Annotated in this window: 11 protein-coding genes; 4 read left to right on the forward strand and 7 right to left on the reverse strand. The window is 51.2% G+C overall.

Features of this window, described 5'->3' with window-relative positions; all coding sequences use genetic code 11:
• Positions 1–40: 40 nt before the first annotated feature.
• The 3 genes from DWB84_RS01040 to leuA all read right to left on the reverse strand — a co-directional run bounded on the left by DWB84_RS01040 (position 41) and on the right by leuA (position 5,760).
• Positions 41–1,732, reverse strand: coding sequence for a sialate O-acetylesterase (locus DWB84_RS01040; RefSeq protein ID WP_187407905.1), 1,692 nt, complete (start codon positions 1,730–1,732; stop codon positions 41–43).
• 521 nt (positions 1,733–2,253) lie between these two features.
• Positions 2,254–3,894: a phosphoglucomutase (alpha-D-glucose-1,6-bisphosphate-dependent) gene (pgm, locus tag DWB84_RS01045; RefSeq protein WP_187407906.1), complete on the reverse strand. Its 1,641-nt coding sequence runs from the start codon at positions 3,892–3,894 to the stop codon at positions 2,254–2,256.
• A 207-nt stretch (positions 3,895–4,101) separates the two neighbouring features.
• Positions 4,102–5,760 (reverse strand): 2-isopropylmalate synthase, encoded by a 1,659-nt coding sequence (gene leuA, locus DWB84_RS01050; protein WP_187407907.1) that lies wholly within the window; start codon positions 5,758–5,760, stop codon positions 4,102–4,104.
• Between the two features lie 309 nt (positions 5,761–6,069).
• On the opposite strand from leuA, the gene DWB84_RS01055 reads away from it, so the two are divergent.
• Together DWB84_RS01055 and DWB84_RS01060 are read left to right on the forward strand one after the other, a co-directional pair.
• Entirely contained in the window at positions 6,070–6,531 is a 462-nt protein-coding gene (locus tag DWB84_RS01055) for an Lrp/AsnC family transcriptional regulator (RefSeq protein ID WP_187407908.1), read from the forward strand.
• 73 nt (positions 6,532–6,604) lie between these two features.
• Entirely contained in the window at positions 6,605–7,426 is an 822-nt protein-coding gene (locus DWB84_RS01060) for a bifunctional transcriptional activator/DNA repair enzyme AdaA (protein WP_187407909.1), read from the forward strand.
• 110 nt (positions 7,427–7,536) lie between these two features.
• Here the strand turns inward: DWB84_RS01060 and DWB84_RS01065 are convergent, their stop codons facing one another.
• Together DWB84_RS01065 and DWB84_RS01070 are read right to left on the reverse strand one after the other, a co-directional pair.
• Positions 7,537–8,574 carry a family 16 glycosylhydrolase gene (locus DWB84_RS01065; protein ID WP_187407910.1) on the reverse strand — a complete coding sequence of 346 codons (1,038 nt, stop codon included), beginning with the start codon at positions 8,572–8,574 and terminating at the stop codon, positions 7,537–7,539.
• 325 nt (positions 8,575–8,899) lie between these two features.
• Positions 8,900–10,126 (reverse strand): AraC family transcriptional regulator, encoded by a 1,227-nt coding sequence (locus DWB84_RS01070; RefSeq protein ID WP_187407911.1) that lies wholly within the window; start codon positions 10,124–10,126, stop codon positions 8,900–8,902.
• 382 nt (positions 10,127–10,508) lie between these two features.
• Between DWB84_RS01070 and DWB84_RS01075 the strand changes: the two genes are divergently transcribed.
• The gene (locus DWB84_RS01075; protein ID WP_187407912.1) at positions 10,509–12,017 is read left to right on the forward strand and encodes a malectin domain-containing carbohydrate-binding protein; all 1,509 of its coding nucleotides are present in this window, start codon (positions 10,509–10,511) and stop codon (positions 12,015–12,017) included.
• A gap of 98 nt (positions 12,018–12,115) precedes the next feature.
• Here DWB84_RS01075 and DWB84_RS01080 read toward each other — a convergent pair whose 3' ends face one another.
• Positions 12,116–12,784 (reverse strand): response regulator transcription factor, encoded by a 669-nt coding sequence (locus tag DWB84_RS01080; protein WP_187407913.1) that lies wholly within the window; start codon positions 12,782–12,784, stop codon positions 12,116–12,118.
• Positions 12,777–14,228 (reverse strand): ATP-binding protein, encoded by a 1,452-nt coding sequence (locus DWB84_RS01085; protein WP_187407914.1) that lies wholly within the window; start codon positions 14,226–14,228, stop codon positions 12,777–12,779. Before DWB84_RS01085 ends, DWB84_RS01080 begins: the two co-directional genes overlap by 8 nt.
• Before the next feature lie 464 nt (positions 14,229–14,692).
• Between DWB84_RS01085 and DWB84_RS01090 the strand changes: the two genes are divergently transcribed.
• Positions 14,693–15,934 (forward strand): diguanylate cyclase domain-containing protein, encoded by a 1,242-nt coding sequence (locus DWB84_RS01090; protein ID WP_187407915.1) that lies wholly within the window; start codon positions 14,693–14,695, stop codon positions 15,932–15,934.
• Positions 15,935–16,297: the final 363 nt, after the last annotated feature.

The following is a 16,297-nucleotide window of genomic DNA, read 5'->3' on the forward strand; positions in this document are numbered from 1 at the left end:
AAGCCGCGATCGCTCGCGGCTGGAGTACAAGAGAAAACGCTTATTTGACGAAACGGCGTCGCGCCAGCATAGGCAGTCCGACCAGCATCAAGAACCACAAGTTGACGCTGCCACCACCGGATGACCCAGGTGAATCCGTACCCGCACCGCCACCAGAGGAGCCAGAGCCGGAAGAGCTGCCAGGTTGTCCTGGTCCATTGTTTCCAGAGGAAGAGTTTGCACCAGAAGAAGATGAGCTTGAGCTGCTGGAGGAGCTGGAACTGCTCGAACTGGAGCTGGAGCTAGAACTGCTTGAGCTGGATGACGACACAGTGCGCACAACGATGCCGGCCAGTGTTCCGTTATCAACGCTGGAGGTTACGGCGATGCTCAAGCTGGTGTCGGTGACGTTGGTGATGAACGGCGGCGGTGTATAAGCCACGTCATGTCCTGCCAATTGGAACAGGTCAATATTGTTCAGCACCGGCGTGCCTTCAATGGACACGCTGAAGGCGCGACGACCAGTAGCGGTTTGATAAATTTCCGCCATTTGCAATTCCACACTGTAAGTGCCGTTGGGTACGCGGATTTCGTAGCTGAAATCGCCGTAGCGTTCGGTCTGGAATACGGAGCTGCCGTTGGTAATAGTGTCCGAGGTGGAATTCGGCATGCCGCCGACGAAATCCCGGTCAGCCTGGTAGTAAATGCCGTTGTAAGATGCACCGCCTTGAGAAGCACCTACGTCTATGGCAACGACAACGTCCGCAGGATTGGGTGGGACGTAGCCGCGGGTGCCGTCAGTGACCAGACACATTTTTCCGTCTTGGGTGCCCCAGCCATCGCCATCCGGGTCAGCGCTGATATCACAGCAGATAGCGTTGCCATCTTTGGTGCCGCAGTCAGCCGGGCCGGTTTTCACCAGGGTCAGCATTTTTTGTGCGTAGCGCTTACCCATGACGCGGACGGCAGCGGAGTTCCAGTGCAGGCGGTCGCCAATATCCCCGAGGGTCTGGCCATTTTCGGGGCCAGCGGAAACCACATGGGCGTTTTCAATAACGCTGGGCAAGCGGTTGACTTGGGTGTTGTGGCTCATGCAGCAGCCGGTGTAGGGCAGCTCGCCGGCGATAAAGGGGCTGTCCGCCGCTGAGAGACCCAAATCGCGGCGCAGATCGGTGACCAGGGTGTTTACCTTTTGCGGCCAGTCCTGTTGACCGGAGTTGCTTTCACCTTGGTGGAATATAAAGCCTTTAATCACACCCACTTGCTGCGCTTTCTTGGCGAGGTCGACGATCCAGTCGTAGCCGCGGGTGCCATTGTTGGGCGCGCCGGTAATACCGCCGTAGGGCGGAGTACAGTCGCTGCCGCAGTTCTTCAAAAAGTATTCAATCTTGGCACCGCCGTAGGCCGCCCCCACCAAACCAATTTTGATATGGTCTGGGGTGTTTTCCGCTATGTAATCACCAAAAGTATCACCGGGGCCAAGTCCACCGCCGTTGCGCGGGCAGCGAATCAAGGTCGGTAATGCCGGGCGCCAAGTGCCATAGGCATTGTTGCCGCAGGTCTGGCTCTGCAACACCTGTACGCGCGGATGGGTGGAGTTGTCTTGGGCCTCAATAGGAGCGGCCCCTTCCATATTGGACTGGCCGATCATCAAATAAATATGGAAGTTTGGATCTGGCGCTGCGTTGGCGGCGAACGGTAACGCCATCAGCGCACCGACAAGCGCAAACTTGCTCAGGATTTTTTTGTTCATTGGTGTCACCCAGTTGTTATTGTTAATTAGGCTTTCGCCGTGGGCATTCAATTTCTGCGGAAACGGCAAGCAGGAACAAATTCAGGAGTGCTACGACTTTGCTGACACTGATTTTTACCCGCAGCAGTTAGTATTTTTGTTGCTGCAACATATCTATTTTGTACTGCTGCCGCATCGCCGCCAAAATTATCACACCCATCAAGCCCTTATCGGCATTCTAATAGCGTGCTCTTAGTACTCAAATGATGTTGGTTGTACTCGATAGTGAATCAATTCACACTTTTGTTTCAGGGATGTGATTTTTCTTCACAATTTGTGTCGCAGTGAGAATTTTGATTTTTCGCCCTTGTTAAGGTGATTTGGAAAATATCCAAGGCGAAAAAATTCGGGATTTTGCGTGTTTGTAGGGCTTATTGTGTGTTGGGGTGACGGGGAAAGCCAAAATTATTGTGTGCTGCTGTTAGCAGCCGATGTCGAAAAACAAAGGCTGCTAACGGATACCTACAGAATATTGTGCTGTCCTAGCTTATAGCGCGATCCACAATTTCCTGAGCTTCGCTAATCAATTCCTGTAAATGTTCTTTTCCTTTAAAACTTTCTGCGTAGATTTTGTAAATATCCTCAGTGCCAGATGGGCGCGCGGCAAACCAGCCTGAAGCGGTACACACTTTAATTCCTCCGATAGCAGCGTTATTTCCGGGTGCTTCGGTAAGTATTTGTGTGATTTTATCTCCCGCAAGGAAAGTGGACGTAATTTGCAGCGGGGAGAGTTTGGATAACGCAGCTTTCTGCGCACTATTTGCCGGTGCTTCCACGCGCGCTTCTGCAGCGTGGCCAAATTCATTGGCAAGTTGCGCATAACGTTCGCCGGGATCGCGGCCGGTATTGGCTCTGATTTCCGCGGCCAACAGGCAGGGAATAATTCCATCTTTATCTGTCGCCCATACAGTGCCGTCTTTGCGTAAAAAAGATGCCCCCGCGCTTTCTTCGCCGCCAAAACCGAGTGAGCCATCGAATAATCCCGGTGCAAACCATTTAAAGCCCACCGGTGTTTCGTGCACGCGGCGACCCAATTTTTCCGCTACGCGATCGATCATGGCGCTGCTGACAACGGTTTTTCCCACCGCAGTTGTAGCGCTCCATTGCGGGCGATTCTGGAATAGATAATCCACCATCACCGCCAGATAATGATTCGGTGGAAGCAATCCGCAACTCGGTGCGACTATGCCGTGGCGATCGTGGTCGGTATCGCAGGCGAACGCGACTTGGTATTCGTGGCGGCGGCCGATCATGGATTGCATGGCGTAGGCCGATGAAGGATCCATGCGAATTTTTCCGTCCCAATCCGCCGTCATAAACGAAAAGGTTTTATCGATGCCGGAATGCAAAACCTGCAAATTCAAGTTGTATTGAGCGGCAATGGCCGGCCAAAAATTAACACCTGCACCACCGAGAGGATCGACACCCATCAATACATCAGCACCGCGAATGGCATCCATATCGATCACATTGCCCAGGTCGGCAACATAATGGCGAATATAATCGTGATGGTGCGTGGTATCCGCTTTGAGCGCTTGCTGATAGGCCAAACGCTGCACGCCGTTCAAGCCGTCTTTTAATAATTCATTAGCGCGATTTTGAATCCAGCTGGTGATGTCGCTGTCCGCAGGACCGCCGTGCGTTGGGTTGTATTTAAAGCCGCCGTTGTCCGGTGGGTTGTGCGAAGGTGTGATCACAATGCCATCGGCCAGGCCACTGGTTCTGCCGCGGTTGTAGGTCAGAATTGCATGAGAAATGGCGGGGGTTGGCGTGTACTCACCGGCATTGGCCAGCATTAGGGTCACGCCGTTGGCGGCGAGCACTTCTACTGCGCTGATTTGCGCAGGTTCGGATAAGGCGTGGGTGTCTATGCCGAGATAAAGTGGACCGTCGATGCCTGTCTGCTTGCGGTAATCGCAGATGGCCTGGCTGATGGCCAGAACATGATTTTCGTTGAAGCTGCCATTCAACGCAGAGCCGCGATGGCCGGAAGTACCGAAGCTTACTCTTTGTTCCGGTATCGCCGGGTCCGGTTGGACCGCATAGTAAGCGTCAATTAATTTGGGCAGGTCCACCAACATGTCATGCGGCAGAATTTTTCCAGCGTGCGGACTTAAAGACATAAGTAACTCCTGGTGGCAGAGGTTGTCAGCCGCCATAGTTTACCGGAAGCCAGCGCTTCGGGAGATGTCTTCAATAAGATTTATTGCGGGAATAACGAGGCGAAGTGGACTGTTTGCTTATCGTCAATAAATCCATTTCATTTCCAAGAAATAAAAAGCCTCCATGCACCTTTGGTGTGCATGGAGGGCTTTTAATTGGTGAAATGTTTAGTCTCTATAAGAACGGTTGATGCCGTTCAGCAAGGCTTTGAGTGCGGCAACAATAATATTGTTGTCCTGGCCCACGCCAAAAATTGGTTTGCCCTGGTCCACTTTCATTTCGATATAGCTGACCGCCGACACATTGGAGCCTTCACCTACTGCGTGTTCCTGATAATCCACCACACTTACTTCGCAGCCTATATGCCGACTGATTGCGTTTGCTGCGGCATCGATTGGGCCATTGCCTTTTCCGGTCAAGATTACAGGTTTATCGCGATAGTCGCTTTCGATGGTAATTTCCACCTCTTCGGCATTTTCGCTGATGGTCGAATGACGAAAACGGAAGGGTTTATCAACGGCTAAATATTCGCGATTAAATACTTCGACGATTTCCTTGCTTTTGACTTCTTTGCCGGTGCTGTCACTGATTTTTTGCACTATGCCGCTGAATTCAATTTGCAAGCGTCGCGGCAATTGCAAGCCGGCTTCCTTCTGCAACAAAAAGCTCACGCCGCCTTTGCCAGATTGGCTATTCACACGCACTACAGCATCGTAGCTGCGATTCACATCTGCAGGATCGATTGGCAAATAAGGTACTTGCCAAATTTCCCCTGGTTTTTGCGCGGCAAACCCTTTTTTAATGGCGTCCTGGTGCGAGCCGGAAAACGCGGTGAAAACCAATTCGCCCGCATACGGATGGCGTGGATGAACCGGTAATTGATTGCATTCTTCCACCAATTTTCGCACTCGGTCGATATCGGAAAAATCCAATCCCGGATGAATGCCTTGAGAATACAAATTCAACGCCAGAGTCACCAGGTCGACATTGCCGGTGCGTTCGCCGTTGCCGAACAGACAGCCTTCGACGCGATCCGCGCCTGCCATAACCGCTAATTCTGCTGCGGCCACCGCAGTGCCACGGTCATTGTGTGGATGCACGCTGAGAATAATGCTGTCGCGGTGATTGAGATTGCGATGCATCCACTCGATTTGATCCGCATAAGTATTCGGCGTGCTCATCTCGACGGTTGCCGGCAAATTCAAAATCATTTTTTTCCCCGGCGTTGGTTGCCATATTTCGGCAACAGCGTCGGAAACTTCTTTGGCGAATTCGATTTCCGTGCTGGAAAAAACCTCGGGAGAATATTGGAAAATCCAGTCAACTTCCGGAGCTTCGGCGGTCAATTCCTTAACCCAGCGAGCGCCCTGTATCGCAATGTTTTTTACCCCTTCTTTATCGGTGTTGTAGACGATTTTGCGAAACGTCGGAGCGAGTGGGTTGTAGATATGCAAAATGGCCCGTTTGGCACCGCGCAAACTTTCCACGGTGCGTTTGATCAAGTCGTAACGCGCTTGCACCAATACCTCTATGGTGACGTCGTCCGGAATATGATCGCCTTCGATCAATAAACGGGTGAAATCAAAATCGATTTCCGATGCGGACGGAAAGCCAATTTCAATTTCTTTAAAACCAATGGCGACCAACTCTTTGAAGAAGCGCAATTTCGTTTGCACGGACATAGGGTCGATTAGCGCCTGATTGCCGTCGCGCAGATCGGTGCTCATCCAGATGGGCGGTTTTTCGATGACCTTGTTGGGCCATTGGCGATCGGGCAAGGATATGCCTGCAAAACGAGCGTATTTGCTGGCGGGATTGGCAATCATGGGTGGTCTCCAGTGGTGTGAAAGAAAAATCGGGTCCCTGATCACGCCAATGCCTGGTGGGCTTTGGTTGGTTCGGCGCAGCTTGTGGCTTTGCCTGGCACCGTTTCACGGCTGGTGATTCGGTGAAGGACTTAATCAGTATAGTGGTGGTGCTCGGGCAGAAAATTGCCAAAATGATCTAATATAAAGAAATTGCGCAATTTAATTGCGCAGAAAGTGTATAAATTGAAATAAATTGCTATATGCGGGGCGAGGCAGAGCAAAAGCCTCGTCGACTAGCCAATTTTTCCATCAACTTCCGGAGATTTTATGGAGCTCGATCGCTACGACCGCATGATCCTGGAGCGCCTGCAACAGGATGGTCGCATGTCCAACCAGGAACTGGCTGATGCCATCAACTTGTCACCATCGCCATGTCTGCGCCGTGTCCGCCAATTGGAGGAGGACGGGTTGATTCGAGGTTATGTGGCACTGCTCAACGCGCGCAAACTCGGCCTGACCTTGATGTCGTTTATCCATATCAGCATGGACAAGCACACGCCGGAGCGTTTTGAAGCCTTTGAAAAAACCGTGGAAAGCTTTCCGGAAGTGATGGAGTGCCACCTGATCACGGGGCAGAGCGCCGACTATCTGTTGAAAGTCATAGTGACGGATATGGATGCTTACCAGCAGTTCCTGCTGCAAAAGCTCACCCGCATCAAAGGGGTCAGCGGCGTTCACTCTTCCTTTGTATTGAAATCCCCGGTGGTTAAAACCGCGTTACCTGTATGACGCAGCAATATCCGGGTCGCTTTGCCCCAGGCTGAGCGGGATAATCAAGGGACGATTTAAGCAAGGTGAGATCATGAACGACTACGACCGTATCAGCAGCGCCATAGCCTTTATGGTGACGCATATGGTGGAACAACCATCGCTCGAGGCAATCGCTGCCCATGTGGGGCTGAGTCCTTACCATTTTCAGCGTCTGTTTTGTCGCTGGGCTGGTGTGACGCCTAAACGATTTCTGCAGGTGTTGACGGTCGAGCGGGCGAAGACCTTGTTGCGCGAATCCATTCCGTTGCTGGAGGTAGCGGATACGGTTGGGCTGAGCAGCGGCTCGCGCCTTTACGACCATTTTGTGCAGTTGGAGGCAATGACTCCGGGGCAATTCAAAGCCGCAGGAGAGGGGCTTGCGATCGACTACGGCGTGCATAGCACGCCTTTTGGCGAGGCATTTATAGCGATTACGCCGCGAGGTATTTGCCGGTTGGCGTTTTTGGGCGAGGGCGGTATCGATGAGCAATTTGCGGAACTGCGTCGCCATTGGGGGCAGGCTGCTCTACAGGAAAATCCGGGTAGCACTGAAACGTTGATTCAGCAGGTGTTCGCGGACACCAAACCGGACCGCCCCCTATCGCTCTGTGTGGCAGGAACCAATTTCCAAGTTAGCGTCTGGCGCGCACTCCTGCGTATCCCGCCGGGCGCTTTGGTCAGCTACAACCAGATCGCCCAGGCCATAGGTCATCCCAAAGCGGCGCGGGCAGTGGGTACAGCTGTCGGCGCCAATCCCATAGCGGTTGCAATTCCCTGTCACAGGGTGATTCAGCAAAGTGGAGCGTTAGGAGGGTATCGTTGGGGCGAGATCCGCAAGCATGCGCTACACGCATGGGAGGCGGCGAGGTATTAAGGAGCATTTGGCTGGATCTTTTGCCTCCAACTGTGACGCCTTTGGCAGCTGGTAAGCGAAAACAAAAAAGGGGCATTAAGCCCCTTTTGTTTTTTTGCAGATGTCGCGAATCAAGCTTTGGTGCGGCGAGCGCGGCCCAGGGCCAACAAGCTCAACATGGACAGGAGTGCAGCGAAATCAAATGCGCCGCCTTTGGCACCGCCGCTGGAGCCGTTGCCTGGGGGGTTGCTGCCGCTTGAAGAGCTGGAGCTGCTGCTGGATGAGCTAGAGCTGCTAGAGCTTGAAGAGCTGCTGGAAGACGATGAAGAGCTGCTGCTCGACGAGCTTGAAGATGAAGAGCTCGAAGAGGATGAGCTGCTGCTGGATGCAACGTCAGCCGGCGGAGTGCCGTTGTAACCCTCTTGGCCTTCGCGGGTCATCGCCAGAACCAGATAGCCATTGCGTACTACAGCGTTGTTCGGGTGGAAGTCCGCCCGGTTTTCATCAAAGGTCCAGTCGGCCTTGCCCCAGCGGTTGGTATCAAAGCTGTTGAAGTCATCGCGCCACGCGAATTGGAAGCCGTCGCCGGTCCAGCGGTGGAACTCGATCCAGTTAACGAACATATAAACAGGCAGGATGCTGTCGTTCCAGTCGCCTACCCAGGCTGGGTTGTTTGGTGGCCAGAAGTTAAAACGGAATTGGGCGTGGTTCGTAAGGTCACGGGCCTGATCGCCAGTGGTAGTGCGAACGACTTGGTCATCCACCAGCCAGCGTACGCTGTCAGGTCGCCATTCCAGAGTGAAGGTGTGGTACGCGTCACCAAATGAGAAGGGGTGTTGGTGTACTTGCTCGGAATGACGAGTGGTGCCATGGCCGGTGATGATGTTGCTCTGCCAGGATTGGGCGTTGTTTTTGCCGAATACCTCGACGTCCACTTCTTCCCAGAACACTTCTGGCAATTCTGAGCCGTCTTTCCATAAGAAGAAGTTGGAGATAATCCCGCTACCTTTGGCGGCACGCATGCGCACGACGTATTTGCCGTAGAGTTCCGCGTTCAGCGTATAGATTTCCGCAGATTTATAAGGTTTGGCCAGAGCGGGAACGGATACGCCCACCAAGGCGCATAACAGGGAGGCGCCGAGAAGCAGTCGTTTATTAAAAGAGTTCATAGTTATCCTCGTGCATCAGCTGTGCATCAAATGGGTTTGCCGCCTGCGGTCTGTCCAAGAGGGTTGACCGCTAACGGTCAAGGCTGCGCCCGGTCACATGGAGTGTAAAGTCTCAATACCCTCTGGGAGCAAATTGAGACGATTGACGGCGGGTTTCGCGGCCTGAGCGCCCGAAAACATCATTTTGCGATGCACTTACGGAGGTTAATCTGAGACCCAAAATCCTTGGTTCGAAATGGAAGAAAAAGAAGGAAGATTAAAAAGACGAAATGGTCCACAAGCGCCTATTCGGCGCTCGTCGGTTCAGAGGAAGATTGGGATTGTCTTAATGAGAGTTTTGCGGCACCAGCTCAGCGTCTATGTCATGCCTCTGCTGGTAGTCGTTTGCTTGCTCGCGGTATGCGGTGGGTGTTACGCCAACAAAAGATTTAAAAAAACGATTAAAGGTTGCTTTGCTGTTAAAACCGGAACGCTGACCAACTTCCAAAATCGTCAGTGCCTGGGATGTGGGATCGCGCAGTAGGCGCTTGGCTTCTTCAATCCGGAATCGGTTGATGTATTCCTGATAATTCTGTTCAAAACAACGGTTGATCGCGAGCGATACTTGGCGCGGCGGAGCCTGTAAAAGATGCGCGAAACGCTCCAGGGTCAGGCGTGAATTTAAATAAGGTTTTTCCGCCAGCATAAAACGGTCGATGCGTTGTGCAAGGGTGAGAATGTCTGCGTCGAGTTCTGCGTCGGTTGAGGGAATTGGTTCGGCGGTTTCGAGAGGATTTTCTGCAATTTCCTCTCGTGTAACCGGTATTGGTATCAACGAGCTTGATGCTTCGGTATTGCTAAACCACAGTGCAATCACCAGCGTGAGGGTCATGTAATTGCCGAAAATACCCATCACATCGGCAGTGCCGACCGGCAACTGCTGGCCGAGAATGTGGGTCATTAAAATCCAGCCCCAGATAATGCAAAAGCCGGCGTAAAGAGAGAGTGCGCGCTTGGCTTTTGCGGGTAAATCCGAGTGGGTTTTTAAATATTCAAAAATAAGTGTGACACAGGTAACGCCGTAAATCAGTGGCATTAATTTTTTGAGGGTCAGGAATAGCAAAAAATAAGCCTCGGTTTTACCAAAAATGGCCATTTCCAGAACCAAGTCAATTTGCTGATCGAGAGGATACCTGTAGCAGGCCCAATATAAATACACAGGCGTGGCCAATGCGGGTAGCAAATGGAATAAATCCGCCCGCCGAATGGGATTTTCCGGCTCGGTTTGTGAACGGATCAACCAATATAAAACCGGACCTATGGCAAAGGAGGCGAAACTGAAAATGGTGGGCAGCCAAGGGGAGAGATTAAATGCTGCGTATTTGATCGAATCGCCCCAAAACAGCAATGTGTCTATGCAAATAAAGGCATTCAGCAGGAAAAAAATCGCCATAGAGGTGCGCACAGCTCGAGCCAGGCCCGTAGAAAGCGCCGAGCGCAGAGACAGCATAAAGCTGATGCCGATCACCAGCATCAACACAACATCATGGCCGTTAAATAAAAGATCTTTCATGCCTTTATTTATTGTCTTCCAGTACTAGTCAGATTTGCGAAAACTGCAGCGTCGCGCCGCAGCGCCCATTAACTAAAAACCAGAAAGAATCCGCGTCTTTTGTCTGATATTTGAGATTGGCAAATAAGAAGGGGGTTGTCGTTGATGCTGATCACAAGCTGATCGCTGGTAATCGGCAATAGATTTTGTGCGCTATGTCTTGGAAAACCTGAGTTAAGCTTCCCATAAACATTATCATAATATGATATTGTTTCCCCCATATATAGCTAGAAGTCTCGCAAAATTCCGGTAAGCGCCGGCATTTTGTGATGGCTTCTAATAACTCTGGGACCAGTGCGGCAGAGAGTCGCGCTTGGCTCGTCTGATTATGGGGAAGCAAATAATGAAGAGCTGCGAAATACTAACGCGATTGGCGGGAATCGCTGTCGCCACAAGTTTGACTTTGACCGGATGTGGAAGCCCAGGTGGCTCCTCGTCTGGAGAACCTTCATCGAGCAGTAGTTCATCATCCAGCTCGTCGTCTTCCAGTTCCAGCAGCTCCTCATCGAGCAGTTCATCCAGCAGCAGTTCTTCAAGCAGCTCATCCAGTTCTTCATCGGGCGGCGGTATTCCGGCTGGTTCGACTTTGGTTTATGCGTTAAATGCTGGCGGCGCTGCAGTGACCGCTGGTGGAATCCAGTACAACGCGGACCGATTTGCAACTGGCGGTTCACCCAACTCCACGACCGATACCATCAGCGGCACGGATGTAGGCGTGTTGTATCAGACTGAGCGCTACGGCAAATACAAATATGAAATTCCGGTAACCAATTCTTCTTACAGCCTGAAATTGCGTTTTGTGGAGTTGTTTCAAACCGCAGCTAACGCCCGACTGTTCAGTGTAACGGTGGAAGGTCAGCCCGTATTTACCGACCTGGATTTGTATACAACAGTGGGCCACGACAAGGCTTACGACGTAGTAGTGCCGCCAGTGCAGGTGGCGGATGAAAGTCTGACTATTGAGCTGACTGCCAGCATCGACAACGCCACTATCAGCGCCGTGGAAGTTTATTCCAACACCGGCGGTAAATTTGTTGAGCCACCTGAGCCTGAGCCGGGCGCCGTTGTGCCCAGCGCCGGTTGCGGTAAGGCGCGCACCGTGCAAGATGGTCGCATCAACATCAATGTCGGTGGCACCAACCGTTCTTATATCCTGCGTACGCCCAGCAACTACAACAACCAGACACCTTATCGCTTGATCTTCGCTTATCACTGGCTGGGAGGTAACGCGAACCAGGTTGCTCAGGGCGGTCAGGGCGGTTCTACCGAAGATCCTTTCTACGGTTTGTGGGACTTGGCTAACAACTCCACTATTTTCGTTGCGCCGGAAGGTCTGGACTCTGGCTGGGCTAACACTGGCGGTCGCGACTTGGCGTTGACCGATGAAATCCTCAATCAAGTGCAAAACGGTCTGTGTATCGATAAGTCACGCATTTTTGCCACCGGATTCAGTTACGGTGCCGGTATGTCGAACGCAATCGCTTGTGCTCGCGCGGATGTTTTCCGCGGTGTTGCTCTTTACGCTGGTGCACAGTTGAGTGGTTGTGACGGCGGTACTGCACCAATCGCATATTTCGGTGCGCACGGCATCTTTGACTCAGTGTTGAATATTTCTCAAGGCCGCTCAATCCGCGACCGCATCGCGCGCAACAACGGCTGCGCCGCAACCAATGCGCCTGAACCAGCACGCGGAAGTGGTACACACATTTGTACATCCTTCCAAGGCTGCCGCGAGGGATATCCAGTGCGCTGGTGTGCATTTGACGGTGACCACAACCCGACAGAAAAAGATCGCGGACAAGCCAAATCCTGGATTCCTGGAGAAGCTTGGCAATTTATCAGTCAGTTCTAATCATGTGCGGCCAGATTTTCTGGCCGCTGAAAAAACCAAAACGCCGCTGATTTTAGCGGCGTTTTTTTATGCGTTTTTAAATTGAGAAAGATGGGTCATTAAATCAATTTATAGCCAAAGCCATAAACCGTTTTAATCAATTTATCTTCTGTTAATGGATGAAGTTTGCGGCGCAGGTTTTTGATATGGAAATCGATGGAGCGAACGGAGGATTCGGAATATTCAATATGGCAGCCCTCCAATAATTCTTCGCGGGAATATACTCGCGAGGGGTTGGACAGCAACACTTCCAGCAGACGAAATTCCACCTGCGTCAAGGTTATCGGCTGGCCGCTGACTTTGACGGTCCGTTCATCCAAATCCATATGGATGGTTCCGTAGGACAGCAAGCGCGGTTCGCTGGGCGATGCCCGGCGCAACACAGCTTTGATGCGCGCCATTAATTCGCGCGGATTGAAAGGCTTGCAAATATAATCATCCGCGCCTATGGAAAAACCTTCGAGGCGATGGGATTCTTCACTCAGCGCGGAAACCATAATCACCGGCACATCGGATATGGCCCGAATTTTCTGGCAAACTGCGGCGCCATCAATGGATGGCAACATCAAATCGAGAATAACCAAATTCGGTTTGGTCTTTTCAAATAATGTAATAGCGTCGAGGCCCGTGCGCGCCACGTGATAGGCGTAGGATTCCATCTGCAAATATTTGCAGATGAGGCTTGCAATACGTTCATCATCTTCCACCACGAGGATGGTTTTACTCATGGGTTTCCCTCAGGGTTATTTCAATTCTGAGTCCGCCGTGTGCACCCTGTTTGGCGATAATGGCTCCGCCGTGCGCCAGAATAATTTCTTTACTAATGGTCAGTCCCAGGCCGGAACCTCCGTTGTGCGAGCGGGAGGGCGATTCGATCCGGTGAAAACGTTCGAAAATTTTATCCAAGGACTCCTCAGGAACGCCGGGGCCTGAGTCTTCTATTGCAATCTGCACTCCAGCGCTGGAAATTTCTTCGCGGATAAATAAATGTCCAGGCGCCTGTGAATAGCGCAGACAGTTTTCCAATAAATTGCAAAAAACCTGTGCAATTCTATCGCCATCGGCCATCACCATGTGAGGGTTTTCGAGATAAGTTTCGTGTATTTCGATTCCTTTTTGCTGGAAGCGTCCGTAGTAGTACAGCACTTTTTCTTGCAAGATCGACTGCAGGGAAATGGGTTGCGGCTTTAAGGGAATGCCGTGCTCATCAATCAGGCACAATTGATGGAGGTCGTCGGCGATGCGTTTGATTCGCAGTGCTTCACTTTGCAGCAGCTCGGCCGTGGTTTCATCGCATTTGGAAAGATCGTCGCAAATCGCGAAAACTTCACCCACCAAAACCGTCAGCGGTGTTTTGAGCTCATGGGAAACGTCTGCCAGCCATTGTTTCTGCCGGCGTTGGTAGAGATCCAGCTCGCGCGACGCGTAGTTAAAACCCTCAGCCAATTCCTGCAATTCATCGCGTGTTTGAATATCGACCTGGCTGCGAAAATCGCGTTTGGCGATGCGTCGTGCCATAGCCGTGAGGTGAGTGATCGGTGCGGTGATATGGCGAGACAGCGTGAAACTCAACAAAATGGCGAGCAGTCCGCCGAGCAGACATGACCAGTAGACAATTCGGAGTTGCTGATCAAAAAAATACTGCGCCAGCGGCAGCATATCCACATTAATGCTACCCACTCTGAGCCAGCCGACCGTTTTGCCTTTGACTTTTATCGCTTTATAAGTCGCCGCCTGATTGAAAATTTCCGGCTCTATCAACGCATTTTTTTGCGAGTCGAGCAAAGAAAGTCTTTGTAAAAAAGTGCCGAAGGGAAATTCCCATTTGGGCATATCCTGGTATTCCGGCGGAGCCATACCCATTGCCATAGGTGCGCCTATATCCTTGGCGGCTTTGGCCATCAAGGAAAAAAACACGGAAAAAAAGGTTTTATCGACGGTTTGTTGCCATTGAGAAGGGTTGCTGGTGAAGGCATCCCAGGACTGATGCTGGCTGTAGTGTTCGCTCAAGGTTTTGGAGAGAACATCCATTACTTCGCGGTCGATCCCGTTGAGCGCATTGCTGTACATGCTCTTACTGGAGAAATAACTGAGGGATATAAAGGCCGCAGTCAAGATGAGCATGATGCTCGCGTTAATCAGGAACAGTTTGTGGGCCAATTTGACTCGCATAACGGGGCATCCAGCGCAATAAATAAGCGAAATATTACCGCACCGATACCTTCCATATCCAAAACTCAATCACGCAGCCCGTTTGCGCTGGCCCGGGAACGGGAATGTAGGCTTAGGTTGTTCTAAGGGATTTTTCTTGGAATCCATTCTTTTCCGTTATAAAGAAGGGTGGAACTTTCAATGCTTATAAGCGAAATGGCGTCTAAACTGGCTTAAGCAGAACTCTATTTATGCTTAGTTAAGACTAGAGGTCATCTCAAATCACGGCTGAGATGCAAGACGACTTCTAGCTCGTTGAACTCGTGAGTAACCCGGCACAGTTAAGGCATCAACTTATACATGAATTTAATTGACCAAATAGGCAGCAAAGCGGAAGAGGGGAGATCTCACGGAGGATGCCGCGCAAAGGTTTTTGAATTGGGAATGCTTTGGGAAGAAAACAGTAGGTTGGAAGGAACAGGCCAATGCTAAGCAAACGGTCCTCCCGCCTATTTAATATTCTCTATCTGTTCGTTGCGGCATTCCTGGCGGCTGGCATTCTGGCGGCATTTGTCAGTCCGAAGGAAACCCTCGTGCTCTATCCGCAGAAAGGCGTTGCCGCGCATCTGTTTTCGGACTCTGCCGAGCCACAAGGCGCCAGCGCGGTTTCCTGGGTGGATAGAACCAGTACATTCTATGAATGCCGCATTGCTTACGGCCTTCCCAGCCCTTATTGCGGTATTGTCATCAAATACAAAAATCCCCGCTCAAAAAACTATGATTTTCCGGATTATTTTGAATTCGGCGATGGCCGGGCGATCGATTTGTCCGGCTATGATGGATTGCAGATTTCCTACGAATATTCAGGTAAGAATAAAGTTTTAAGATTTTATATGCGCAACTCCAAGGTATTGCCGCGCAGCGATGCTGAATATGATCGGGTTCCCTATCTCATCACGGATTTTGAAATCAAAGGCAATACCGCCTATATCGACTTCGGACAAATTGAGGTTGCGCAGTGGTGGATTAACCGCTTCAACCCGCCGGAGGATTTGCGCCGTCCCAAATTCGACTCAGTTTTTGAGCTGGGGGTGAATTTTCCCAGTGAGCCGGTTGAAGGTGTGCACCGAATCAAGCTGAGGGAGATTCTCGCGGTAAAATCGGTGATATCTCGTACTGCACTGGTGGCTTGGATCGCCTTGTCCGTAGCTGCAGGACTGCTGTTGTTTGCTGCGCAAACCTACTTGCGACGCAAAGGACAGATGCATGGTGATGAGGGGGTTGATCGCGAGCTGAATTGCCCCAATCGCACGGGTGTAAAAGCGGCGGCAGAGCGCACTTTTCCGGTGGAAACCCCTAATATGTACGTTATGGCGGTGGGCTTGGGCTGTGCCGCCAGAACAGATAAGGTGCTCGAGACTGAAGCGCTGAAAAAATGTGCGGCGGCCATAGCGAAAGAACTTCGCAGCAGTGACTTGTTCGGCCGTTGGGAAAGGGCCGAGTTTGTGATCATTTCCCGTATCAATCGGGACAATCTGGACAGCCTCATAGTGCGCTTAGTCAGTTCAGTGCAGAGCAGTGCAGGAGATGGGGCCACCCAGGTTTCCATGAAAATCGGCGTGACGGAAGCAAAAACCGGTGAATCCTTCGACGATGCGCGGGAGCGCGCGGAACAGGCTTTGGTGCAAGCACAACAGTCCGAGCGCGCAACTTGGGAATTGCTCTAATTTTGCCTGTTAAGTTTGTCTTTTAATTGCGTCACACTCCGACGAGCCAATCGTCGGGTGAGACGCAATCATCTTCGCTGAGACCTCTGATTTCCATGTAAGCCCCCTCTTTTGGCAGTCCCTCCCGTTTTTTTGTCGACTTATGATCTCAGTGACAAAAAGTGAATTTTTTCACAGTTCTGTGATAAAAAATGAAAATTTGGAAAAAATAAGATAAAAAAAATTCAACTTTTAGTTATTTTTTAAAAAAAGAACCCCGAATCAAATCCTTTTGTTTTCGATTTCGCTAGCGTAACTCCTCAGCAGTGAAGACCAGCTTCATCCTGATGATTGCATGGTGAGTTACGCGAGCGGGATGTTGGC

This window comes from Saccharophagus sp. K07, assembly GCF_014336955.1.
In the GTDB taxonomy this organism is placed as follows: domain Bacteria; phylum Pseudomonadota; class Gammaproteobacteria; order Pseudomonadales; family Cellvibrionaceae; genus UBA5868.

Excerpts from the sequence above, each read along its gene's own strand:
- DWB84_RS01040 (WP_187407905.1), bottom strand. The coding sequence starts at position 1,732 with ATGAACAAAAAAATCCTGAGCAAGTTTGCGCTTGTCGGTGCGCTGATG.
- pgm (WP_187407906.1), bottom strand. The coding sequence starts at position 3,894 with ATGTCTTTAAGTCCGCACGCTGGAAAAATTCTGCCGCATGACATGTTG.
- leuA (WP_187407907.1), bottom strand. The coding sequence starts at position 5,760 with ATGATTGCCAATCCCGCCAGCAAATACGCTCGTTTTGCAGGCATATCC.
- DWB84_RS01055 (WP_187407908.1), top strand. The coding sequence starts at position 6,070 with ATGGAGCTCGATCGCTACGACCGCATGATCCTGGAGCGCCTGCAACAG.
- DWB84_RS01060 (WP_187407909.1), top strand. The coding sequence starts at position 6,605 with ATGAACGACTACGACCGTATCAGCAGCGCCATAGCCTTTATGGTGACG.
- DWB84_RS01065 (WP_187407910.1), bottom strand. The coding sequence starts at position 8,574 with ATGAACTCTTTTAATAAACGACTGCTTCTCGGCGCCTCCCTGTTATGC.
- DWB84_RS01070 (WP_187407911.1), bottom strand. The coding sequence starts at position 10,126 with ATGAAAGATCTTTTATTTAACGGCCATGATGTTGTGTTGATGCTGGTG.
- DWB84_RS01075 (WP_187407912.1), top strand. The coding sequence starts at position 10,509 with ATGAAGAGCTGCGAAATACTAACGCGATTGGCGGGAATCGCTGTCGCC.
- DWB84_RS01080 (WP_187407913.1), bottom strand. The coding sequence starts at position 12,784 with ATGAGTAAAACCATCCTCGTGGTGGAAGATGATGAACGTATTGCAAGC.
- DWB84_RS01085 (WP_187407914.1), bottom strand. The coding sequence starts at position 14,228 with ATGCGAGTCAAATTGGCCCACAAACTGTTCCTGATTAACGCGAGCATC.
- DWB84_RS01090 (WP_187407915.1), top strand. The coding sequence starts at position 14,693 with ATGCTAAGCAAACGGTCCTCCCGCCTATTTAATATTCTCTATCTGTTC.